Here is a 19610-nt window from a genome sequence, read left to right on the forward strand (position 1 = left end):
CACAACCCGTGCACAACCCGTGCACCGCCGCAGCGCAGCAAGATCGGGGCGACATCAGTCAATGGCCCAGCCTTTCGGTTTGAACATCGGATCGGCGTAATGGGCGATCTCCATCTCGATCCCGTGGGCGATCTGGCTGTTGTCGAGCCGGGCCGGCGACGGGTGGCGATAGACCGCGTCCGAGCCGTCGATGGTGGCGGCCTCGTGGTCCTTCACCGCGCCCAGCCGTTCGGCCAGGCGGATCGAGTCGAGGTTCTTGGGGTCGATGTAGCTGACCGCCGTGGTCCAGCCCGCCTTCCGGTAGAGATAGGCGCGCACCGCATGGGTGGCTTCGAGCGCATAGCCCTTGCCGGCCTTGTCGGGCCAGATGATCCAGGCGATCTCGCGCTCGGGCCATTTCGCCGGCTGCCAGCCGCCGGCCATGCCGACGGTCGCCTCGGTCGCGCGGTCATGGATCATCCACATGCCGAAGCCGCGAATCTCCCAATGGCCGATCTCGGCGGCGTAGAGCATCCAGGCCTCGTAGGCGTTCAGCGGCCCGCCCATGAAGCGCGAGCGGTACGAGGCGAAGGTCGCCTTGAAGTCGGGATAGTCCTCGGGACGGGGACCGCGCAGGATCAGGCGGCGGGTCTCGATCACGGGAATGTCGCGGTGGCCCATCAGACGGCCTCCGGCGCGGGGTGGCGGTAGACCAGTTCCTCGCCCACCAGCGGGTTGTCGATGGTGCGTTCGAACCAGGCGCCCATCCGTTCGGCCAGCGCGATGGAACGGGTGTTGCCGGGCATGATGTTCGAGGTGAGCGTGGTCCAGCCGAGCGGGCCATAGGCATGGGCGCGCGCGGCCAGCGCAGCCTCCTGCGCGATGCCCTGCCCTTCGAATCCTTCGAAGACGACCCAGCCGAGTTCCGGTTCGGGCCAGCCTTCGGGCTGCCAGAGGCCGGTCATGCCGCAAAGCCGGCCCGTGGCGGTGAGGTCGACCATCCAGAAGCCGAAGCCCCGGATCTGCCAGTGGCCCATCGACATGGCGAACCAGCGCCAGGCGTTGCCGCGCGTCAGCGGGCCGCCGAAGAAGTCGGAGCGGCCGCCATCGGCGAAGAAAGCGGCGACGGTGTCGAAGTCCGATGCGCGGGGGCCGCGCAGCGTCAGGCGTTCGGTGGTGAGCGTCGGGATCATGCCGCCCCCTTCGCAGAGGGATGGCGCCAGACGTGGCAGGGGTGGCCCGACACTTCGCCGTCGCGTTCGATCGTTGCGCCGAGGCGTTGGGCCAGCGCGGCGGAGCGGGTGTTGTCGGGCACGATGTAGGAGATCACCCGGTCGAGACCGAGGTGGTTGGCGGCATGGGCGCGGGCGGCATGGGCGGCCTCGTAGGCGAGGCCCTTGCCTTCGAAACCGTCGTAGATGTGCCAGCCGAGTTCGGGTTCGTCCCAGCCGTCGTTCCGGATGATGCCGACGCGCCCGGCGATGCCGCCGGTGGCGCGGTCTTCCAGCATCCACATGCCATAGCCGCGCAGCGCCCAGTGGCCGTATTGGGCGAGGAAGCTGACCCAGCTGCGCTGGCGCGTGTAGGGGCCGCCGACGAAGGCCGCGCGGTCCGACGCGGAGAAGGTCGCGAAAGCCTCGAAATCGCTTTCGCGGGGCCCGCGCAGGATCAGGCGTTCGGTCTCGATCACCGGGATGGACAGCGTGGCGGTCATGCGTAGGCCTCGATCCCGCCATCGGCGTCGGGCGCGGGGTGGCGCCAGATCTGCATCGGGCCGTGGCGTTCGTGGGTGAAGTCGCCGTCGCGGGTGCAGCCGAGGCGGGCGGCGACGCGGGCGGAGCTGGCGTTGGCGGGTTTGATCAGGCTGACGACGGTGGACCAGCCAAGGCTGTCGTAGGCGTGCGCGCGGGCGGCCTCGGCGGCCTCGGTGGCGTAGCCGTGGCCTTCGTGGCCGTCGAAGAGATCCCAGCCGAGTTCGGGTTCGGGCCAGCCTTCGGGTTCGAACAGGCCGACGAGGCCGACCGGGGTGCCGGTGGCGCGGTGCTCGACGATCCAGCGGCCGAAGCCCTTGAGGTGCCAGTGCCCGGCCTCCATCGCCAGCATCCGCCAGGCGAGTTCGCGGGTCAGCGGGCCGCCGACGAGATGCGAGCGGGGGCCGGCGTAGAAGGCGGCGAAGGCGTCGAAATCCGCGGGCCGGAGGGCGCGCAGGATCAGCCGTTCGGTGTGCAGCGTGGGGATCATGCGCGCACCAGGTCGTGGCGGATCACCACGTCGCCGGGGTCGATGCCGGGCAGCGTGGCGTCGATGGTGCCGCCGAGGCGCAGGCCCAGCGCGATGGAGCGGTCGTTGGCCGGGTCGATGATCGAGGTGACGAAGGGCCAGTCCTGCGTGGCCTTGAGCCAGGCGATGACTGCCTGCGCGGCCTCGTGCGCGATGCCCATGCCTTCGGCCGCGGGGGTGGTGAACCAGCCGAGTTCGGGGCCGGGGAAGCCTTCGGACTGGTAGATGCCGACCTCGCCAAGATATGCGCCCGTTTCGCGGTCATCCACGCCGAAGGGGCCGTAGCCGCGCAGCTGCCAGAGCGCGACGTCGGCGGCCCAGGTGGCGTAGGCGTCCTCGCGCGACTTGCGGCCCCGTTCGTGGACCGAGCGGTCGGAGGCGAAGAAGGCGGCCCAATGTTCGAAATCCGCCAGACGCGGGGCGCGCAAGGTCAGGCGCGCGGTGTGGAGGGTTGGAATCTCCAGAGTCGCGCCTGCTGCGGGTGTCTCGTATGTGGACGGAGCGGTGGCCAAGGTTACTTCTTCTTGCCAAAGCCCGAGAGGCCCGGGGGCAGCTGCATGCCGCCGCCGCCGCCGAGGCCGGGGAGACGGCCGCCGAGCTTGCGGGCGGCGGATTCAAGCGCGGCGGGGTCCATGCTGGCGGGGTCGGGCATCCCGCCCTTGCCGAACATGCCCTTCATCGCCTGTTTCAGCATCCCGCCTTTGCCCATCTTGCCGAGCTTCTTCATCATGTCGCCCATCTGGCGGTGCATCTTGAGCAGCTTGTTCAGCTCGGAGACATCGAGACCCGCGCCGGCGGCGATGCGCTTCTTGCGGCTGGCCTGGAGCAGCGCGGGGTTGGCGCGTTCCTTCTTGGTCATCGACTGGATCAGGGCGATCTGGCGCTTGAGGACGGTGTCGTCGAGACCCGCGTCCTCGACCTGTTTGGCCATCTTGCCCATGCCAGGCATCATGCCCATCATGGACTGCATGCCGCCCATCTTGAGCATCTGTTCCAGCTGCATGCGCAGGTCGTTCATCGAGAACTGACCCTTGATCATGCGCTTCATCATCTTCTCGGCCTGTTCGGCCTCGATGGTTTCCTGCGCCTTTTCGACCAGGGCGACGATATCGCCCATGCCGAGGATGCGGCCGGCGATGCGGTCCGGCTCGAAGGTTTCGAGCGCGTCCATCTTTTCGCCGAGGCCGACGAAGCGGATCGGCTTGCCGGTGACGGCGCGCATCGAGAGCGCGGCGCCGCCGCGGCCGTCGCCGTCCATCCGGGTGAGGACCACGCCGGTGATGCCGATGCGGGCGTCGAAGTTCTCGGCCGTGTGCACCGCGTCCTGACCGGTGAGGCCGTCGACCACAAGCAGCGTCTCGCGCGGGTTGGCGACGTCGCGGACGGCCTTGACCTGTTCCATCAGCTCTTCGTCGATGGAGAGGCGGCCGGCGGTGTCGAGCATGTAGACGTCATAGCCGCCGAGGCTGGCCTGGGTCTTGGCGCGTTTGGCGATCTGGACCGGATTCTCGCCCTTGACGATGGGGAGCGTGTCGACGCCGATCTGGACGCCGAGGATCGCCAGCTGTTCCATCGCCGCCGGGCGGTTGACGTCGAGCGAGGCCATCAGCACGCGCTTGCCCTCGCGCTCTTTCAGGCGCTTGGCGAGCTTGGCGGTGGTGGTGGTCTTGCCGCCGCCCTGCAGGCCGACCATCAGGATCGGCGCGGGCGGGTTGTCGATCTTGAGCGCGCCGGGGTCGCCTTCGCCCCTGAGCACGTCGACCAGCGCGTCATGCACGATCTTGACGACCTGCTGGCCGGGCGTGACCGACTTGGTGACCGACTGGCCGGTCGCCTTGTCCTGCACCGCCTTGACGAAATCGCGGGCCACGGGCAGCGAGACGTCGGCCTCGAGCAGGGCCACGCGGACCTCGCGCAGGGCGGTTTTCACGTCCTCTTCCGACAGGGCGCCCTGCCGGGTCAGCCGGTCGAAAACACCGGAGAGGCGTTCTGAGAGATTTTCAAACATGCGCCGGCTCCTTCGCCCTTTTTGACCGATGCCCCGAGAGGCGGTGAATGCACAAACGCCCCCACGGGCGCATCGCGCTGGTGGAGGTCGATCCCCCGATGGCCGGGGGACCGGAAGCTGTGGACTTCCGGGATGCGGTCGATTTAGGCCCGTGCGGCCAGAGAGTCAAGCCGGCGCCGGGCGGCCAGACGGTTCAGGCCCGGTCGTCCTGAACCTCGCGCGCCGGCCGGTGTTCGGCCAGCCAGGCGTTGATCGCCTCGGTCAGGCGGCGGGGGCCGCGGGTGTTGGTATAGGTGGTGACGACCGGGTGGGTGCCCGCGCTCATCCCGCGGTCGAGCACCAGGGCGGGGCGGTAGAGGCGGCCGCCCTTGGAACCGGTGGTTTCCTCGAGTATCGCCCGGTCGAGATCGGCGAGGGCGTGGCGCACCTCGGCATAGCCGAAGACCGAGCGGCGGCGGATCACCAGCGTATCGGCCGCGCGGTCGAGGATGACCTGCACGCGCTCCACCATGACGGCGAGGCAGAGGCCGCCGATGCCGCCGCCGGCCAGGACGAAGATCAGGCCAAAGATCTCGCCCGAAAGGGTGATGGCGAACCCGACGCCGACGAAGAGCAGGATGAAGGCGGCGAGAAACAGGCCGAGGAGCCAGGGCGTATCCTCGACGACCAGCTGCTGGGGCGTGTTGCGGGTGACCTTCATGGACATGGCGCATCAAAGGCCACGGCAGCGCCGGTTGTCAAAGCTTTCGCGCGGGTGTCAGTTGCCGGGCGGCAGGCGGCGGGCCTGATGCAGCCAGAGGTTGACTGTCTCGATCACCTCGGCGGCGATCTCGGGGCGGGCGCGGTCGGTCAGCGGGTAGCGGCCGGCGCCGATGCCGCGGCTGAAGACTACGGTGGTGGAATAGCGCGGGCGGGCCGGGTCGCCCCTGTCTTCTTCCAGCACGGCGCAGGAGAGGTCGGAGAGCGCGTGGCGCATCTCGGACCGGCGCAGGCCGCGCCGGCGGTGCAGGATGAAGGCATTGGCGCGGGCGTCGAGTTCCATCCGCAGGCGTTCGGCGCAGATCGCCAGCGCGATCAGCCCGCCGCCGCCGCCGATCACCGCGATCAGCGTGCCCTCGGAGCGTCCCATCCAGCGCAGCATCGCGCCGAGTGCAAGCGAGACCAGCACCAGCGCGCAGAGCGCCGCGCCGAGCCGCCAGGGCGTCTGGCCGATGATCAGGCGGTCGGGGGTCTGGCGGATGATCTTCATGCGATGTCCCTCCGGGATCTGCCGGTTGCCGCCCACCTAGCGGATCAAAATGACATCGGCATGACCACAACGGGCGCCGCCCGCCACAGTTCCGCGCGCGGGCGGAAAGGGCCTTTGCACGGGTGCACACAAGTGCTGTAATGCGGCGACTTGTGTGAGCTGACGCTCGACGGAAGGACCCGGCAATTGGACAATTGGGACGAGGTCCGCACCGCCTATCAGGTGGCGCGGAAAGGCACGGTGAGCGGCGCGGCCGAAGAGCTGGGCGTGCATCATGCGACGGTGATCCGCCATATCGACGCGCTGGAGGCGCGGATCGGGGTGAAGCTGTTCCAGCGCCACGCGCGGGGCTATACGCCGACCGAGGCGGGCAACGATCTGCTGCAGGTGGCGCAGGCGACGGACGACCAGTTCAGCCAGCTGGTGGCGCGGCTGCGCGGCCAGGGCCAGGAGGTGGGCGGCGAGCTGGTGGTGACCTCGCTGACCGCGATGGCGCCGGTGCTGGTGCCGGTGCTGACCGAGTTCCAGCGGCTGCACCCCGAGCTGAAGGTGCGCTTCCTGACCAGCGGGCGGCTGTTCCGGCTGGAATATGGCGAGGCGCATGTGGCGATCCGCGCCGGGTCGCCGCCGGACCAGCCGGACAACGTGGTGCAGCCCTTCGTGCGCCAGAAGGTGTCGCTGTTCGCCAGCGAGGCCTATGTGGCGGAACATGGCGTGCCGAAGGACGAGAGCGAATTCGCCGGGCACCGCTTTGTCGGGCCGGACGACCGCGAGAGCCGGGCGCCGTTCTACCGCTGGCTGCGCGACAAGGTGCCGGCCGATCAGGTGACCTTCCGCGCCACCTCGGACAACAGCGTGCGCGAGGCGGTGCTGGCGGGGGCGGGTCTCGGGTTTCTGACCGAATGCGAGGCGATGCGGCTGCCGGGGCTGGTGCGGGTGCTGCCCTCGCGCGAGGAATGGACCGCGCCGCTGTGGCTGGTGACCCATGTCGACCTGCACCGCACCTCGAAGGTGCAGAACTTCCTGACCTTCCTCAAGGACCGGGCGCGCGCATGGCCCTGAAAGGCTCGGCCCTGCGGGGCCATCTGGCGATGCTGGCCTTTTCGGCGCTGGTCGCCGGATCCTTCTCGCTGGGCACCCGGGCGGCGAACGAGATCGCGCCGGCGGCGCTGAACGCGGCGCGCTTCGGGATCGCGGCGGTGGTGATCGGGATCGCGGCGCTGGCCACCACGGGCCTGCCGCGCAGCGCGGCGCGGGCACCCTGGCGCTATCTGCTGCTGGGCGGGCTGTTCGCGACCTATTTCGTGCTGATGTTCGAGGGGCTGAAGACCGCCGACCCGGTGAGTGCGGCGGCGGTCTTTACCCTGGTGCCGCCGATGGCCGCGGTCTTCGGCTGGCTGCTGCTGCGGCAGGTGACCACGTCGCGGATGGCGCTGGCGCTGGCGATCGGCGGGGCGGGCGCGCTCTGGGTGATCTTCCGGGCCGACTGGGCGGCGCTGCGCGCCTTTCACGTCGGCGGCGGCGAGATCGTCTATTTCTGGGGCTGCGTCGCCCATGCGGTCTATACGCCGATGGTGCGAAAGTTGAACCGGGGCGAGCCGGCGGTGGTCTTCACCTTCGGGATGCTGGTGGCGGGCGGGCTGCTGCTGACACTCTACGGCTGGTCCGACATCCGCGCCACCAATTGGGCCGCGCTGCCGATGATCGTCTGGATCACGCTGGGCTATATCGCGATCTTCGCCTCGGCGATGACCTTCGTGCTGCTGCAATATGCCTCGCTGAACCTGCCGAGCGCCAAGGTGATGGCCTATACCTATCTCACCCCCAGCTGGGTGATCGCCTGGGAGGTCGCCCTTGGCGGCACCCCGCCGCAGGGGCTGGTGCTGGGCGGGATCGCCCTGACGGTGGTGGCGCTGTTGCTGCTGTTGCGGGATGACGGGTAGACCGCGCGCCTGGCTTCTCTGGTTTCCAAATACCTCGGGGGGCCGCCCGAAGGGCGGCGGGGGCAGAGCCCCCTGCCTCCTGCGCGTTCAGTCGCCGGCGCCGGTGTCCAGCTCCGCCGCCAGGAACCGTTCGAAGGCGTCGAGGTTGACCGGTTCGAACTGGCCGAAGCCCTGCATCCAGACGCTGGCGGCGCGCAGGGCGTCGGGTTCGAGCTTGCACCATTTCACGCGGCCGCGCTGATCCTGGCTGATCAGCCCGGCGCGGGCGAGGACGGTGAGGTGTTTGGAGATCGCGGCCAGCGACATGTCGAAGGGTTCGGCCACGTCGGTCACGGCCATGTCGTCCTCGAGCAGCATCGACAGGATCGCGCGCCGGGTCGGGTCGGCGAGCGCGGCAAAGACGATGTCGAGCGGGTGGGACATGGCAATGGCTTGCCGCAGCGGGGGGAAATCGTCAACCGGAAGGTTGAATATGCGTTTCGGGCGGAATCCGGGCCTTGCGGGCGCGGCCGGGCTGGAGCGACGCGGACCGCCTTTCAGAATTTACATTATATTCAATTACTTAATTCCATTCCACCCCGTCAAATCGGGCAATTGACTCCCTGCCCGTCCCGCACTAGCACCATGCCAACTGTTGCACGGGGTTAACGGTGTGAGCGACGACGACCAGAAGCAGCGTCTGGCGCAGCTTGAGGCGAAGATCGCAGCGGCCAGAGAGGCCGTCACGCCGAAATCCCACAAGGAAGAGCACTACTCGCAGGCGCAGCTTGCCTGGCGGATGGTGATCGAGCTGGTGGCCGGTCTTGGGATCGGCTTTGGCATGGGATACGGGCTGGATCGCCTGTTCGGCACGTTGCCGATCTTTCTCGTGCTGTTCACGTTGTTGGGTCTCGCGGCGGGCGTCAAGGTGATGCTCAGAAGTGCCGAGGAGATCCGGAAGACCACGCAGGCCGATGCGGCCGCAGAGGACGACAAGGGAAACTGACGCGATGGCGACAGAAGAGCACGCAGCCGAGGGCAGCACCCTGACCTTCCACCCGATGGACCAGTTCATCGTCAAGCCGCTGTTCGGCGACGGGCCGGTGGCCTGGTACACGCCGACCAACGTGACGCTGTGGATGGCGCTGGCCATCGTCGCGGTGATCCTGCTGCTGGTGCTGTCCACCTCGAAGCGTGCCATCGTCCCCGGCCGCGGCCAGTCGATCGCCGAGATGGCCTATGGCTTCGTCTACAAGATGGTCGAGGATGTGACCGGCAAGGACGGGATCAAGTATTTCCCGTACATCATGACGCTGTTCATGTTCATCGTCTGCGCCAACTTCCTGGGCCTGATCCCCGGATCCTTCACCACCACCTCGCATATCGCCGTCACCGCCATCCTGGGCTTTGGCGTGTTCATCTGCGTGACGATCCTTGGTTTCGTGAAGAACGGCACCCACTTCCTGGGCCTGTTCTGGGTGTCGAGCGCGCCGCTGGCGCTGCGGCCGATCCTCGCGATCATCGAACTGATTTCCTACTTCGTGCGGCCGGTGAGCCATTCGATCCGTCTTGCCGGCAACATGATGGCCGGTCACGCGGTGCTGAAGGTCTTTGCCGGCTTCGCCCAGGTCGCCGCCATCGCGCCCATCGCCATCCTTGGCGTCACCGCGATCTACGGTCTGGAACTGCTCGTGGCCTTCATCCAGGCCTATGTCTTCACCATCCTGACCTGCGTCTACCTCAAGGATGCGCTGCATCCGGGTCACTGACGCCCGTCTTTCAATCAACATACCCCATTCCATCGTAAGGAGAGATCACATGGAACTCGTCGCAGCAGCAGCTCTGGGCAAATTCATCGGCGCCGGTCTGGCCGCCATCGGTTCGGGCGCAGCCGCCATCGGTGTGGGCCACGTCGCCGGCAACTTCCTGGCAGGCGCCCTGCGCAATCCGTCGGCCGCCGCCGGCCAGACCGCGACCCTGTTCATCGGCATCGCATTCGCCGAAGCCCTGGGCATCTTCGCGTTCCTCGTCGCCCTGCTGCTGATGTTCGCCGTCTGATCCGACGGGCTCTTCCTTACCGGCGGACGGCGCGCGCCTGCGCCCGTCCGTCGTAACGGCAGTTCCCAGGGAGTACCGACATGGCAACACCGACGCATGACGCGGGCCAAGCCGCCGCCACTTCGGCGCCTGGCATGCCGCAGCTGAACATCGAGCATTTCCCGAACCAGATCTTCTGGCTCGCGGTGACGCTGGTTGTGATCTATTTCGTGCTGTCGCGCGTGGCGCTGCCACGTATCGGCGGCATCCTGGCCGAGCGCGCCGGGACCATCACGAACGATATCGCCGCCGCCGAGGACCTGAAGGCCAAGGCGGTCGCCGCCGAAGAGGCCTATAACAAGGCGCTGGCCGATGCCCGCACCGAGGCGAACCGCATCGGCGCCGCCGCCAAGGCCGAGATTCAGGCCGAGGTCGCCAAGGCCATCGCGCAGGCGGATGAAGACATCGCGGCCAAGACCGCCGAGTCGGAGAAGGCCATCGCCGAGATCCGCGCCGGTGCCGCCGCCGCGGTGGAAGAGGTCGCCAAGGACACCGCCGCCGCGCTGGTCGCAGCGCTGGGGGGCAAGGACGACGCCGCCAAGATCGACACCGCCGTTTCGGCCCGGATCAAGGGATGACCCGCATGCGCAGAGCACTTGCCGCCCTGATCGCCGCGACCGCTGCCACACCGGCGCTGGCGGCCACCGGGCCCTTTATCTCGCTGCACAACACCAACTTCGTTGTGACCATCGCCTTCATCCTGTTTCTTGGCATCCTGGTCTATTTCAAGGTGCCGGGCACCATCGCCAAGATGCTGGACAAGCGGGCCGAGGGCATCCGCGAGGAGCTGAACGAGGCGCGGGCGCTGCGCGAGGAGGCACAGACCGTGCTGGCCTCGTTCGAGCGCAAGCAGAAGGAAGTTCAGGCCCAGGCCGACCGGATCGTCGCCACCGCCAAGGAAGAGGCGGCGCTGGCCGCCGATCAGGCGAAGGCCGATCTGGAGAAGTCGATCGCGCGCCGGCTGGCTGCCGCGCAGGATCAGATCGCCTCGGCCCAGTCCGCGGCCATCAAGGACGTGCGCGACCGGGCGATCACCATCGCGGTGGCCGCTGCAAAGGACGTGATGTCGAAACAACTGACCGCCGCCGCCCGCGCCAAGCTGGTGGAGGAGTCGATTGCTCAGGTCGAGACAAAGCTGCACTAAGCGGCAAGGACCCGAGGGACAGGGCAAGGCCCGGCCAATTGGCCGGGTCTTGTCGTTTTCGGGGGGTCACCAGGCGGTGACGACAAAGCCCGAGATGGGCGCCGAAACCGGACCATCGCCGTAGAGGGCGCGGATTTCCTCGGTGGCGGCGTCGACGACGCGCTGCACCATCGCCTCGCCATGGGGGGCGAGTTCACCGTACATCGGCGTGCCCCGGCAATAGGCCATCGCCGGGATGGCCGGATCGGCGGCGGTGCTGGTGGCCGTGATCTGTTCGACCGACACATGGGCATAGCCGGCCTGAGCCAGTTCGGTGCGGATCAGCCGGGGGTTGCCATGCCCGTGGGGGGTGCGGGCGAGGAAGCGGGGCGGCGCGGCGGGCAGCAGGGTGGCGGCGACGCGGGTCACGACATCGGCGAAGGCGTTCTGTCCGATGTCGTCCCAGACGTTGAAGATGAAGCGGCCGCCGGGGCGCAGGACACGGCGCGCCTCGGCATAGCCCTTGATCCGGTCGGGGAAGAACATGACGCCGAACTGGCAGCAGATGGCGTCGAAGCTGGCGTCCGGGAACGGCAGGTCGAGCGCGTCGGCGGGCTGCCAGGTGAGGCGCGGGTCGTCGCCCTGGCGGGCACGGGCGCGCTCGAGCATGGGCGGGTTGAGGTCGGTGACGACATAGCGCGCGTCCGCTGCCAGCAGGGGCGCCAGCGCGCGGGTGACGACGCCGCTGCCGGCGGCGGTTTCGAGCACGTCGTGGACCGGTTTTTCGGTGACGCGCCCCGCCATGTCGGCGGCGTAGACCTCGAAGATCAGCGGCACCAGAACGTTGTCGTAGATTTCCGGGATCGACCCGGCGAACACCTTGTCGGTCGCAAGCATGGTCTGCCCTCCCCAGAAGCGCCAGGCCTGAGTCCAGTCTAGCACGAAACATGGCGCCTGTATCGGCCCGCGTCTCTTCGCCTCTTGGCAAGGGGTGCGCCGCGCGCCAAGGTTGCGCGCAGGAGAATGAATATATGACACAGCAAGATACCCTCTGGCGCCTTGGCGCCGCCGAAACCGCCCAGCGCGCCGCGTCGGGCGAGATCACCGCCGAGGCCGCCATCGGCGCCGCCATCGCGCGGATGAACGCCGTCAATCCCGCCCTGAATGCCGTGGTCGAGGATCTGTCGGCCGAGGCGATGGAGCGCGCCCGGGCGCTGGACAAGGCGCGGGCCGAAGGCGCCGCGCCGGGGCCGCTGTTCGGGGTGCCGGTGACGATCAAGATCAACGTCGATCAGGCCGGGCACGCCACCTCGAACGGGGTGCTGGCGCTGAAGGATTACCTCGCCCCGGCGGATGCGCCGCTGGTGGAGAACCTGCAGAAGGCGGGCGCGGTGGTGATCGGGCGGACCAATACGCCGGAATTCTCGTTCCGGGCGGATACCGACAACCCGATCTTCGGGCGCACCCACAACCCGTGGGGCGCGCATATCTCGGCCGGGGGGTCTTCGGGCGGGGCCGGTGCGGCGGTGATGGCCGGGATCGGCGCGCTGGCGCATGGCAATGACATAGGCGGGTCGCTGCGGTTTCCGGCGGCGGCCAACGGGGCGGTGACGGTGAAGCCGGGCCTGGGCCGGGTGCCGGCCTGGAACCCGAGCCAGAAGGCCGAACGCGGGATGCTGTCGCAGGCGATGTCGGTGCAGGGGCTGATCGTGCGCGAGGCGGCGGACCTTCACGCGGGGATGCCGACGATGATCGCGCCTGATCCGCGCGACCCGTTCCACGTGCCCCTGCCCTGGCGCGGCGCGCCGCTGGTGGGGCCGATTCCGGTGGCCTTCACCAAGGCGACCTATGGGTTCGATCTGCACCCCGAGGTGAGCGCGGCGCTGGACACCGCGCGGGATGCGCTGAACGACGCGGGCTATCAGGTGGAAGAGATCGAACCGCCGCTGCTGAAGGAATGCGCGCTGGACGGGTATCGGGCGCTGCTGGGCGAGACCTCGGCGCTGCTGGGGCCGGATATCGCGGCGCATGGGTCCGAGACGGTGCAGGCGATCTTCGAGGAATATTTCCGCCAGTTCCCGGTCTTCGAGGGGACCGAGCTGCTGAAGATGATGGCCAAGCGGACCTATTACGCGCGGCAGTGGTCGCTGTTCACCGAGCGCTATCCGCTGATCATCACGCCGTTCCTGCCGCAGCCCTTCTTTGCGCCCGACCGGGACACCGAGGGAGCCGAGGGCGTGCAGGAGGTGCTGGGCGCGGCGCTGTGGTCCTACGCGATGAACTTTGTCGGGCTGCCGGCGGGCAGCGTACCGGCGCGGCTGGCGGATCTGCCGAAGGGGCCACAGCCGATCAACATCCAGATCGTCGGCCGGCGCTGGCGCGAGGATCTGGTGGTGGACGCGATGGCGGCCATCGAGGCGCGCGTCGGAAGGATGTGCGACGTGCTGTGGCAACGGATGAACTAGGCTGAGGGCATAACAGGGCCGCAAAGGCCCGCACGCCCAGGGAGGGAAAACATGCAGATCACTTCGGTCCTGCGCCGCGCGGCGCAGGTCCACCCCAATGGTGTGGCGACGGTCTTCAAGGACCGGAGCCACACCTGGAGCGAAACGCTGGACCGGGTGCAGCGGCTGGCCGGTGCCTTGCAGCGGCTGGGGATGCGGAACGGCGACCGGGTGGCGCTGCTGTCGCTGAACTCGGACCGGTTCATCGAGTATTACTTTGCCGTGCCCTGGGGCGGCGGGGCCATGATGCCGATGAACATTCGCTGGTCGCCGTCGGAATGCGCCTATGCGCTGAACGATGCGGGGGCGGAGATCCTGCTGGTGGACGATGCCTTTGCCAAGGCGGCGCCGGCGATTCAGGCCGAGGTGCCGGGGCTGGCGACGCTGGTCTTCTGCGGCGACGGGCCGACGCCAGAGGGCATGGTGAATTACGAGGAGATTCTCGCCGCCGCCGATCCCGCGCCGGACGCGGGCCGCGCGGGCGACGATCTGGTGGGCATCTTCTATACCGGGGGCACCACGGGGTTTCCCAAGGGCGTGATGCTGTCGCACAAGAACTTCTACCTGGGCGGCATTTCGAACGCGCAGGAGCTGGAGGTGCGGGACGGCTCCGTCTATCTGCACGCCGCGCCGATGTTCCATATCGCGGACATGCTGTGGTTCATGGCAATCACCTTCGTGCAGGGCACCCATGTGGCGATTCCGATGTTCACGCCCGAGGCGACGCTGGAGGCCATCGAGCGGCATCGGCCGAGCCATACCCTGCTGGTGCCGGTGATGCTGCAGATGGTGCTGGCCAGCCCGAAGCTGGCCGAGACGGATACCTCGTCGCTGGAGCTGATCGCCTATGGCGCCTCGCCGATCACCGAGGCGACGCTGAAGCTGGCGTTCCAGAAGTTTCCGGGCGTGCGGTTCCTGCAGGCCTTCGGGCAGACCGAGCTGAGCCCGGTGGCGACGGTGCTGGGCACCGAATACCATGTGCTGGAGGGGCCGAAGGCCGGCAGGCTGCGGTCCTGCGGGCGGGCGACGCGGGTCTGCGAGATCCGGATCGTGGACGAGCACGACCGGGACGTGCCCCCCGGGACGGTGGGGCATATCATCGTCAAGGGGCCGATCACCATGCTGGGCTACTGGCAGAAGCCCGAGGCGACGGCGGCGACGCTGAAGGACGGCTGGGTGTTCACCGGCGACGCGGGATACATGGACGACGAGGGGTTCATCTTCCTGATGGACCGGCTGAAGGACATGATCGTGTCGGGGGGCGAGAATGTCTATTCCGCCGAGGTGGAGAATGCGCTGGGGCAGCATCCGGCGGTGGCGACCAGCGCGGTGATCGGCATCCCGAGCGAGCAATGGGGCGAGGCGGTGCATGCCATCGTCATCCTGAAGCCGGGCGCGGACGTGGATGCGGAGACGCTGAAAAAGCACTGTCATACGCTGATCGCGGGCTACAAGTGCCCGCGCAGCATCGCCTTCCGGACCGAGCCCTTTCCGCTGTCGGGCGCCAACAAGGTGCTGAAGACCGAGCTGCGCAAACCGTTCTGGGAAGGCCAGTCGCGGCAGATTTCCTGAGGTGGGAGAAAAATTGCGGGCGCGGCTGAGGAGCCACGCCCGCAGAACCGGGAAACAGATCAATCGCTACGCGCACTATCCCGCGCCTTATCTGGCGCCGGGGGCTGGTAATGCAGCCACATACCTTTTGCCCTACACGCGGCGACTCGTAAGTGACTTGGGTCACAGGAGGATGAAGACCGCGGACGGTCAGGAAACTTTTCTTGCGACAACCGGAACGGGCGTGGAGTTCGCACCCCACGCCCGTATCCGGTAAAACCAAACAACACTTTACCCCACCTTAGGCGCCGGACCTGCACCGTACAGCGTGACTACCCGAACCATTCCGCAAGAGGCACGCTGCGTGCGTGGTCCGTATCAGTGTAACGCACCGCCCCCGGAAAAGTTTCACCTTCCCGCAGGAAAAACATCACAAACTGTTGAGATCAGGTGAACTGCTCGGAAATCAGCCGCTCTTCCAGGCCGTGGCCCGGATCGAAGAGAATGCGGTGGCTGACGGCGGGTTCCGACTGGATTTCGACCCAGTCGATATCGTCGATCGAGATCGAATCGGCGTCGGCCATGACAGGGCGTTTTTCGGGTTCGAGCACGTCAAAGCGCACCTTTGCCGACTGCGGCAGAAGCGCGCCCTGCCAGCGGCGCGGGCGGAAGGCGGCGATGGCGGTTAGCGCCAGCACATGCGAGCCGATGGGCAGGATCGGGCCGTGGGCGGAATAGTTGTAGGCGGTCGAGCCGGCGGGCGTGGCCACCAGCGCGCCGTCGCAGACCAGTTCGGCGAGGCGCACCTTGCCGTCGACGGTGATGCGCAGCCGCGCGGCCTGGGGGCCGGCGCGCAGCAGCGAGACCTCGTTGATGGCGAGCGCGTGGTGCAGCATCCCCTCGCGGTCCATCGTGCGCATGGAGAGCGGGTGGATCACCTCTTCCTCGGCCTGCTGGAGGCGGGTCAGCAGGTCGGCTTCATGGTATTCGTTCATCAGGAAACCGATGGTGCCGCGGTTCATCCCGTAGACCGGCGCGTCGAGTTCCTGGGTGGCGTGCAGGGTGCGCAGCATGAAGCCGTCGCCGCCCAGCGCGACAATCACCTCGGCCTCGTGCGGGTCGACCTGGCCATAGCGGGCGGAGAGGGTATCGCGCGCGGCAAGGGCGACCGGCGCGTCGCTCGACAGAAAGGCGATCTTCAGGCTCATTCAGGGCGTTTCCGGTCATGCGCAATTGCTTCCGAAACAACCATACCTTTCCGGTCAACGCCAGCCTTGCCGCAGATCCCCGCCCCTGCGTCGCTTTCCCGGCTTTATCCTGACGCGGCTTTCCTCTAGGACAACGCCAAATTGCAGCGGCCCTTCCTCAGACGGAGACCCCCCATGAACGCGCCCCACCGTGACGCCGGATTTTTCACCGAAACCCTCGCCAGCCGCGACCCCGAGATCTTTGGCGCCATCACCGACGAACTCGGCCGCCAGCGCGACGAGATCGAGCTGATCGCGTCGGAGAACATCGTGTCGCTGGCCGTGCTTCAGGCGCAGGGCTCGGTGATGACGAACAAATATGCCGAAGGCTATCCGGGCAAGCGCTATTACGGCGGATGCCAGTATGTCGACGTGGCCGAGACGCTGGCGATCGAGCGGGCGAAGCAGCTGTTCGACTGCAAGTTCGCCAACGTGCAGCCGAACTCGGGGTCGCAGATGAACCAGGCGGTGTTCCTGGCGCTGCTGAAGCCCGGAGACACCTTCATGGGGCTCGATCTGAACTCGGGCGGGCACCTGACGCATGGCTCGCCGGTCAACATGTCGGGCAAGTGGTTCAACGTGGTGTCCTATGGCGTGCGCGCGCAGGATCAGATCCTGGACATGGAAGCGGTGCGCGAAAAGGCGCTGGAGACCAAGCCCAAGCTGATCCTGGCCGGGGGCACCGCCTATAGCCGCGTCTGGGACTGGGCCGCCTTCCGCAAGATCGCGGACGAGGTGGGCGCCTACCTGATGGTGGACATGGCACATATCGCCGGGCTGGTGGCCGGCGGGCAGCACCCCTCGCCCCTGCCCCATGCGCATGTCGTCACGACGACGACGCACAAGTCGCTGCGCGGCCCGCGCGGCGGGATGATCCTGACCAATGACGAGGATATCGCGAAGAAGGTAAATTCGGCCGTGTTCCCGGGGTTGCAGGGCGGCCCGCTGATGCATGTGATCGCCGCCAAGGCGGTCGCCTTCGGCGAGGCGCTGGAGCCGTCGTTCAAGAGCTATGCCGCGCAGGTGGTGAAGAACGCACAGGCGATGGCGGACGAGCTGATGAAGGGCGGCATCGACATCGTGTCGGGCGGCACCGACAACCACCTGATGCTGGCCGACCTGCGGCCGAAGAAGGTGACCGGCAAGGCCGCCGAGGCCGCGCTGGGGCGCGCCCATATCACCTGCAACAAGAATGGCGTGCCGTTCGATCCGGAAAAGCCGTTCGTGACGAGCGGTATCCGCCTCGGCACGCCCGCCGGCACCACGCGCGGCTTCGGCGAGGCCGAGTTCCGCGAGATCGCCCGGCTGATCGTCGAGGTGGTCGACGGTCTGTCGGCGAACGGGGACGAGGGCAATGCCGAGGTCGAGGCCCGGGTGAAGGCCCAGGTCGAGACGCTGTGCGCACGGTTCCCGCTGTATCCGACGCTGTAATGTCGGCCGGGGATGAGGCAAGACGGCTCTCGAAGGTCCTGAGCCTCATCCTGCGCCACGATCCCGGCCGGATCGGCCTGTCGCTGGACGCGGGCGGCTGGGCGCGGATCGCGTGACCCCGCATCCGTCGAATACCCGCTCGCTCGAGCGGGCCCTTGGCGACTGGGCGCGGGGGTGGCTGCCGTTCTGGCTGGTCGAATTCGTCATGTTCGGCCTCAAGCAGGCCTGGGCCTGTCTGTTCGGCGTTCTGCTGCTGGCGGGGATACTGGCGACCAAGGCGGTCTGGCAGCCCGACTGGCCGGTGGCGCGCTATGATGCGCTGGTGGTCTGGGCGGTGGGGCTGCAGGTTGTCTTCCTCGCGCTGAAGCTGGAGACCTGGCGCGAGGCGCGGGTGATCCTGCTGTTCCACCTGACCGGGACAGCGATGGAGATCTTCAAGGTCTCGGCCGGGAGCTGGGCCTATCCCGAGGCGGGGGTGCTGAAGATCTTCGGCATCCCGATGTTCTCGGGGTTCATGTATGCGGCCGTGGGCAGCTACATGGCGCGGGTGATCCGCATCTTCGACATGCGCTTTGCCCCCTATCCGCCGTTCTGGACCACGCTGCTGCTGGCCGTCGGGATCTACGTCAACTTCTTCGCGCATCACTTCCTGCCTGACATCCGGCTGGGGCTGTTCGCGGCGACGGTGCTGCTGTTCGGGCGGACGCGGATCTGGTTCACCATCGGCGCGCGGACCTACTGGATGCCGATGGTGCTGGCGGCCTTCCTGTCGAGCCTGTTCCTGTGGATCGCCGAGAATGTCGGCACCGGGACCGGCACCTGGGTCTATGCGGGCAATGCCGGCCAGCACTGGGCCAGTCTGGCCAAGATGGGATCGTGGTATCTGCTGCTGTACGTCAGCTTTGTCACGGTCACGCTGGAATACCGCGACGTGCTGCTCAGGCGGCCGATTGCCAGTAGTAGACCGTCACGGCGATCACCAGCACCAGCAGAAGGTTGAAGGCGATCGAGCCGAGGATCGACAGCGCCAGCGTCTTGCGGCGTTCGGCGAGGTCGATGCCGGCGAGGTGATCGCGCAGGGCGCCGGCCGCCTGGGTGAGACGGGCGTGATCGAGCGTGCGGCCGAGTTTCGGGTGGTCCTTCATGGGCAGCGCCGCCGCCAGCACCTGGCCTTCGGCGCGCAGGGACTTGGGCAGACGACGCCGGGCGCGGGTCAGGGCGGCGCCGAAGGTGCGCCCCTTCACGCCGAGCTTCTTGCGCATCAGCAGGCGGATTTCGTCGATCTGCGCGTCGAGGGTTTCGCTGTTGCTCACCGGGGATTCTCCGTTGCCGTGGCAATCTAGCGGGGGGCGCGGCGCGCCTCAATGGGGCTGGCCGCGCGGGTGTGGTTTCGTTATCACGCGGATATGCTGAACCGCATCGTCCACGGCACCGAGACCGAGAAGCCCCCCGTCGTCATCGCCCATGGCCTTTATGGCTCGGGGCGCAACTGGGGCGTCATCGCGCGGCGGCTGGCGGACAGCCGCCAAGTGATCGCGGTGGACATGCGCAACCACGGTGACAGTGCCTGGACCGAGACGCACAGCTATCCCGAGATGGCCGAGGATCTGGCCGAGGTGATGGGCGCGCTGGGGCGGCCCGCCGATCTGGTGGGCCATTCCATGGGCGGCAAGGCGGCGATGATGCTGGCTCTGACGCATCCCGGGGTGCTGCGGCGGCTGGTGGTCGCCGATATCGCGCCGGTGACCTACACGCACAGCCAGCTGCCCTATATCCACGCCATGCGGGCGGTCGATCTGGGGCAGGTGACGCGCCGTTCGGAGGCCGAGGCGCAGCTGGCAGAATTGGGCGTTGGCCCGACATTGCAGAGCTTTTTCACCCAGTCGCTGGATATTGCGGGCAAGCGGTGGAAGCTGAACCTGGACACGCTGGAGCGCGCGATGCCCGATATCATGGGCTTTCCCGAAACCGCGGCCAGCTGGGACGGGCCAGCGCTGTTCCTGACCGGCGCCGAGTCGGACTATGTCGGGCCCGAGCATCGCGAGACGATCCGCGCCCGGTTTCCCCGCGCACGATTTGCCAAGATTCCGGGGGCCGGGCACTGGCTGCACGCGGAGAAACCGCGGGAATTCGAGGCCTCGGTCCGGGCCTTTCTGGACGCTGCGCCGCAGTGATGTCACATTTTTGACACAAATCCGGTCGTTCTGTCTAAAATTGGA

25 protein-coding genes are annotated in these 19610 nt (G+C 67.7%); 13 read left to right on the plus strand and 12 right to left on the minus strand.

What is annotated here, in order from left to right:
• Positions 1-54: 54 nt before the first annotated feature.
• The 8 genes from ACFO5X_RS03595 to ACFO5X_RS03630 form a co-directional block, all read right to left on the minus strand.
• A complete protein-coding gene (locus ACFO5X_RS03595) occupies positions 55-660 on the minus strand; it encodes a GNAT family N-acetyltransferase (protein WP_380715859.1) in 606 nt (201 codons plus the stop codon).
• Positions 660-1172, minus strand: a complete 513-nt coding sequence (locus ACFO5X_RS03600; protein ID WP_380715860.1) for a GNAT family N-acetyltransferase — start codon at positions 1170-1172, stop codon at positions 660-662. Before ACFO5X_RS03600 ends, ACFO5X_RS03595 begins: the two co-directional genes overlap by 1 nt.
• Positions 1169-1693: a GNAT family N-acetyltransferase gene (locus ACFO5X_RS03605; protein ID WP_380715861.1), complete on the minus strand. Its 525-nt coding sequence runs from the start codon at positions 1691-1693 to the stop codon at positions 1169-1171. The genes ACFO5X_RS03600 and ACFO5X_RS03605 overlap by 4 nt, the downstream gene beginning before the upstream one ends.
• Positions 1690-2220: a GNAT family N-acetyltransferase gene (locus ACFO5X_RS03610; protein ID WP_380715862.1), complete on the minus strand. Its 531-nt coding sequence runs from the start codon at positions 2218-2220 to the stop codon at positions 1690-1692. Before ACFO5X_RS03610 ends, ACFO5X_RS03605 begins: the two co-directional genes overlap by 4 nt.
• Positions 2217-2771 (minus strand): GNAT family N-acetyltransferase, encoded by a 555-nt coding sequence (locus ACFO5X_RS03615; RefSeq protein ID WP_380715863.1) that lies wholly within the window; start codon positions 2769-2771, stop codon positions 2217-2219. The genes ACFO5X_RS03610 and ACFO5X_RS03615 overlap by 4 nt, the downstream gene beginning before the upstream one ends.
• Before the next feature lie 2 nt (positions 2772-2773).
• Positions 2774-4267: a signal recognition particle protein gene (gene ffh, locus ACFO5X_RS03620; RefSeq protein ID WP_380715865.1), complete on the minus strand. Its 1494-nt coding sequence runs from the start codon at positions 4265-4267 to the stop codon at positions 2774-2776.
• Positions 4268-4460: 193 nt separating this feature from the next.
• Positions 4461-4973 (minus strand): hypothetical protein, encoded by a 513-nt coding sequence (locus ACFO5X_RS03625; protein WP_380715866.1) that lies wholly within the window; start codon positions 4971-4973, stop codon positions 4461-4463.
• A 51-nt stretch (positions 4974-5024) separates the two neighbouring features.
• Positions 5025-5516 carry a hypothetical protein gene (locus tag ACFO5X_RS03630; RefSeq protein WP_380715867.1) on the minus strand — a complete coding sequence of 164 codons (492 nt, stop codon included), beginning with the start codon at positions 5514-5516 and terminating at the stop codon, positions 5025-5027.
• A gap of 186 nt (positions 5517-5702) precedes the next feature.
• Here ACFO5X_RS03630 and ACFO5X_RS03635 point away from each other — a divergent pair, with 186 nt between their 5' ends.
• The gene (locus ACFO5X_RS03635) at positions 5703-6578 is read left to right on the plus strand and encodes a LysR family transcriptional regulator (RefSeq protein WP_380715868.1); all 876 of its coding nucleotides are present in this window, start codon (positions 5703-5705) and stop codon (positions 6576-6578) included.
• Positions 6569-7459: a DMT family transporter gene (locus tag ACFO5X_RS03640; RefSeq protein ID WP_380715869.1), complete on the plus strand. Its 891-nt coding sequence runs from the start codon at positions 6569-6571 to the stop codon at positions 7457-7459. The genes ACFO5X_RS03635 and ACFO5X_RS03640 overlap by 10 nt, the downstream gene beginning before the upstream one ends.
• A gap of 87 nt (positions 7460-7546) precedes the next feature.
• Here ACFO5X_RS03640 and ACFO5X_RS03645 read toward each other — a convergent pair whose 3' ends face one another.
• Positions 7547-7882 (minus strand): ArsR/SmtB family transcription factor, encoded by a 336-nt coding sequence (locus ACFO5X_RS03645; RefSeq protein ID WP_380715870.1) that lies wholly within the window; start codon positions 7880-7882, stop codon positions 7547-7549.
• A gap of 229 nt (positions 7883-8111) precedes the next feature.
• On the opposite strand from ACFO5X_RS03645, the gene ACFO5X_RS03650 reads away from it, so the two are divergent.
• The 5 genes from ACFO5X_RS03650 to ACFO5X_RS03670 all read left to right on the plus strand — a co-directional run bounded on the left by ACFO5X_RS03650 (position 8112) and on the right by ACFO5X_RS03670 (position 10679).
• Entirely contained in the window at positions 8112-8444 is a 333-nt protein-coding gene (locus tag ACFO5X_RS03650; RefSeq protein ID WP_380715871.1) for an AtpZ/AtpI family protein, read from the plus strand.
• A 4-nt stretch (positions 8445-8448) separates the two neighbouring features.
• The gene (locus tag ACFO5X_RS03655; protein ID WP_380715872.1) at positions 8449-9207 is read left to right on the plus strand and encodes a F0F1 ATP synthase subunit A; all 759 of its coding nucleotides are present in this window, start codon (positions 8449-8451) and stop codon (positions 9205-9207) included.
• A gap of 49 nt (positions 9208-9256) precedes the next feature.
• Positions 9257-9496, plus strand: coding sequence for a F0F1 ATP synthase subunit C (locus tag ACFO5X_RS03660; RefSeq protein ID WP_189681053.1), 240 nt, complete (start codon positions 9257-9259; stop codon positions 9494-9496).
• Between the two features lie 80 nt (positions 9497-9576).
• The gene (locus tag ACFO5X_RS03665) at positions 9577-10113 is read left to right on the plus strand and encodes a F0F1 ATP synthase subunit B' (protein ID WP_380715873.1); all 537 of its coding nucleotides are present in this window, start codon (positions 9577-9579) and stop codon (positions 10111-10113) included.
• Between the two features lie 5 nt (positions 10114-10118).
• Positions 10119-10679: a F0F1 ATP synthase subunit B gene (locus ACFO5X_RS03670; RefSeq protein ID WP_380715874.1), complete on the plus strand. Its 561-nt coding sequence runs from the start codon at positions 10119-10121 to the stop codon at positions 10677-10679.
• 66 nt (positions 10680-10745) lie between these two features.
• Here the strand turns inward: ACFO5X_RS03670 and ACFO5X_RS03675 are convergent, their stop codons facing one another.
• The gene (locus ACFO5X_RS03675) at positions 10746-11555 is read right to left on the minus strand and encodes a class I SAM-dependent methyltransferase (protein WP_380715875.1); all 810 of its coding nucleotides are present in this window, start codon (positions 11553-11555) and stop codon (positions 10746-10748) included.
• 134 nt (positions 11556-11689) lie between these two features.
• On the opposite strand from ACFO5X_RS03675, the gene ACFO5X_RS03680 reads away from it, so the two are divergent.
• Together ACFO5X_RS03680 and ACFO5X_RS03685 are read left to right on the plus strand one after the other, a co-directional pair.
• The gene (locus ACFO5X_RS03680) at positions 11690-13123 is read left to right on the plus strand and encodes an amidase family protein (RefSeq protein ID WP_380715876.1); all 1434 of its coding nucleotides are present in this window, start codon (positions 11690-11692) and stop codon (positions 13121-13123) included.
• 51 nt (positions 13124-13174) lie between these two features.
• A complete protein-coding gene (locus ACFO5X_RS03685) occupies positions 13175-14734 on the plus strand; it encodes an acyl-CoA synthetase (protein WP_380715877.1) in 1560 nt (519 codons plus the stop codon).
• 425 nt (positions 14735-15159) lie between these two features.
• Here ACFO5X_RS03685 and ACFO5X_RS03690 read toward each other — a convergent pair whose 3' ends face one another.
• Complete coding sequence (locus ACFO5X_RS03690) at positions 15160-15921, minus strand: NAD kinase (protein WP_380715878.1); 762 nt, start codon at positions 15919-15921, stop codon at positions 15160-15162.
• Between the two features lie 174 nt (positions 15922-16095).
• On the opposite strand from ACFO5X_RS03690, the gene glyA reads away from it, so the two are divergent.
• The 3 genes from glyA to ACFO5X_RS03705 are packed head-to-tail and all read left to right on the plus strand — an operon-like array spanning position 16096 to position 18391.
• Positions 16096-17391: a serine hydroxymethyltransferase gene (gene glyA, locus ACFO5X_RS03695; RefSeq protein WP_380715879.1), complete on the plus strand. Its 1296-nt coding sequence runs from the start codon at positions 16096-16098 to the stop codon at positions 17389-17391.
• On the plus strand, positions 17391-17507 hold the full coding sequence (locus tag ACFO5X_RS03700) for an RNA 2'-phosphotransferase (protein WP_380715880.1): 117 nt from the start codon (positions 17391-17393) through the stop codon (positions 17505-17507). The genes glyA and ACFO5X_RS03700 overlap by 1 nt, the downstream gene beginning before the upstream one ends.
• Positions 17504-18391 (plus strand): DUF817 domain-containing protein, encoded by an 888-nt coding sequence (locus tag ACFO5X_RS03705; RefSeq protein ID WP_380715881.1) that lies wholly within the window; start codon positions 17504-17506, stop codon positions 18389-18391. Before ACFO5X_RS03700 ends, ACFO5X_RS03705 begins: the two co-directional genes overlap by 4 nt.
• On the opposite strand, the gene ACFO5X_RS03710 is transcribed toward ACFO5X_RS03705, so the two are convergent.
• The gene (locus tag ACFO5X_RS03710; protein WP_380715882.1) at positions 18330-18704 is read right to left on the minus strand and encodes a hypothetical protein; all 375 of its coding nucleotides are present in this window, start codon (positions 18702-18704) and stop codon (positions 18330-18332) included. The two genes, ACFO5X_RS03705 and ACFO5X_RS03710, sit on opposite strands and share 62 nt — an antisense overlap.
• Before the next feature lie 51 nt (positions 18705-18755).
• Here ACFO5X_RS03710 and ACFO5X_RS03715 point away from each other — a divergent pair, with 51 nt between their 5' ends.
• The gene (locus ACFO5X_RS03715; protein WP_380715883.1) at positions 18756-19565 is read left to right on the plus strand and encodes an alpha/beta fold hydrolase; all 810 of its coding nucleotides are present in this window, start codon (positions 18756-18758) and stop codon (positions 19563-19565) included.
• The last annotated feature ends 45 nt before the right edge of the window (positions 19566-19610 follow it).

Source organism: Seohaeicola nanhaiensis, from assembly GCF_042654245.1.
Classification (GTDB): domain Bacteria; phylum Pseudomonadota; class Alphaproteobacteria; order Rhodobacterales; family Rhodobacteraceae; genus Seohaeicola_A; species Seohaeicola_A nanhaiensis.

What these genes read in the sequence shown, in the direction of transcription:
- ACFO5X_RS03595 (WP_380715859.1), bottom strand. Translation starts at nt 660, where the DNA reads ATGGGCCACCGCGACATTCCCGTGATCGAGACCCGCCGCCTGATCCTG.
- ACFO5X_RS03600 (WP_380715860.1), bottom strand. Translation starts at nt 1,172, where the DNA reads ATGATCCCGACGCTCACCACCGAACGCCTGACGCTGCGCGGCCCCCGC.
- ACFO5X_RS03605 (WP_380715861.1), bottom strand. Translation starts at nt 1,693, where the DNA reads ATGACCGCCACGCTGTCCATCCCGGTGATCGAGACCGAACGCCTGATC.
- ACFO5X_RS03610 (WP_380715862.1), bottom strand. Translation starts at nt 2,220, where the DNA reads ATGATCCCCACGCTGCACACCGAACGGCTGATCCTGCGCGCCCTCCGG.
- ffh (WP_380715865.1), bottom strand. Translation starts at nt 4,267, where the DNA reads ATGTTTGAAAATCTCTCAGAACGCCTCTCCGGTGTTTTCGACCGGCTG.
- ACFO5X_RS03625 (WP_380715866.1), bottom strand. Translation starts at nt 4,973, where the DNA reads ATGTCCATGAAGGTCACCCGCAACACGCCCCAGCAGCTGGTCGTCGAG.
- ACFO5X_RS03630 (WP_380715867.1), bottom strand. Translation starts at nt 5,516, where the DNA reads ATGAAGATCATCCGCCAGACCCCCGACCGCCTGATCATCGGCCAGACG.
- ACFO5X_RS03640 (WP_380715869.1), top strand. Translation starts at nt 6,569, where the DNA reads ATGGCCCTGAAAGGCTCGGCCCTGCGGGGCCATCTGGCGATGCTGGCC.
- ACFO5X_RS03645 (WP_380715870.1), bottom strand. Translation starts at nt 7,882, where the DNA reads ATGTCCCACCCGCTCGACATCGTCTTTGCCGCGCTCGCCGACCCGACC.
- ACFO5X_RS03655 (WP_380715872.1), top strand. Translation starts at nt 8,449, where the DNA reads ATGGCGACAGAAGAGCACGCAGCCGAGGGCAGCACCCTGACCTTCCAC.
- ACFO5X_RS03660 (WP_189681053.1), top strand. Translation starts at nt 9,257, where the DNA reads ATGGAACTCGTCGCAGCAGCAGCTCTGGGCAAATTCATCGGCGCCGGT.
- ACFO5X_RS03665 (WP_380715873.1), top strand. Translation starts at nt 9,577, where the DNA reads ATGGCAACACCGACGCATGACGCGGGCCAAGCCGCCGCCACTTCGGCG.
- ACFO5X_RS03670 (WP_380715874.1), top strand. Translation starts at nt 10,119, where the DNA reads ATGCGCAGAGCACTTGCCGCCCTGATCGCCGCGACCGCTGCCACACCG.
- ACFO5X_RS03675 (WP_380715875.1), bottom strand. Translation starts at nt 11,555, where the DNA reads ATGCTTGCGACCGACAAGGTGTTCGCCGGGTCGATCCCGGAAATCTAC.
- ACFO5X_RS03680 (WP_380715876.1), top strand. Translation starts at nt 11,690, where the DNA reads ATGACACAGCAAGATACCCTCTGGCGCCTTGGCGCCGCCGAAACCGCC.
- ACFO5X_RS03685 (WP_380715877.1), top strand. Translation starts at nt 13,175, where the DNA reads ATGCAGATCACTTCGGTCCTGCGCCGCGCGGCGCAGGTCCACCCCAAT.
- ACFO5X_RS03690 (WP_380715878.1), bottom strand. Translation starts at nt 15,921, where the DNA reads ATGAGCCTGAAGATCGCCTTTCTGTCGAGCGACGCGCCGGTCGCCCTT.
- glyA (WP_380715879.1), top strand. Translation starts at nt 16,096, where the DNA reads ATGAACGCGCCCCACCGTGACGCCGGATTTTTCACCGAAACCCTCGCC.
- ACFO5X_RS03700 (WP_380715880.1), top strand. Translation starts at nt 17,391, where the DNA reads ATGTCGGCCGGGGATGAGGCAAGACGGCTCTCGAAGGTCCTGAGCCTC.
- ACFO5X_RS03715 (WP_380715883.1), top strand. Translation starts at nt 18,756, where the DNA reads ATGGGGCTGGCCGCGCGGGTGTGGTTTCGTTATCACGCGGATATGCTG.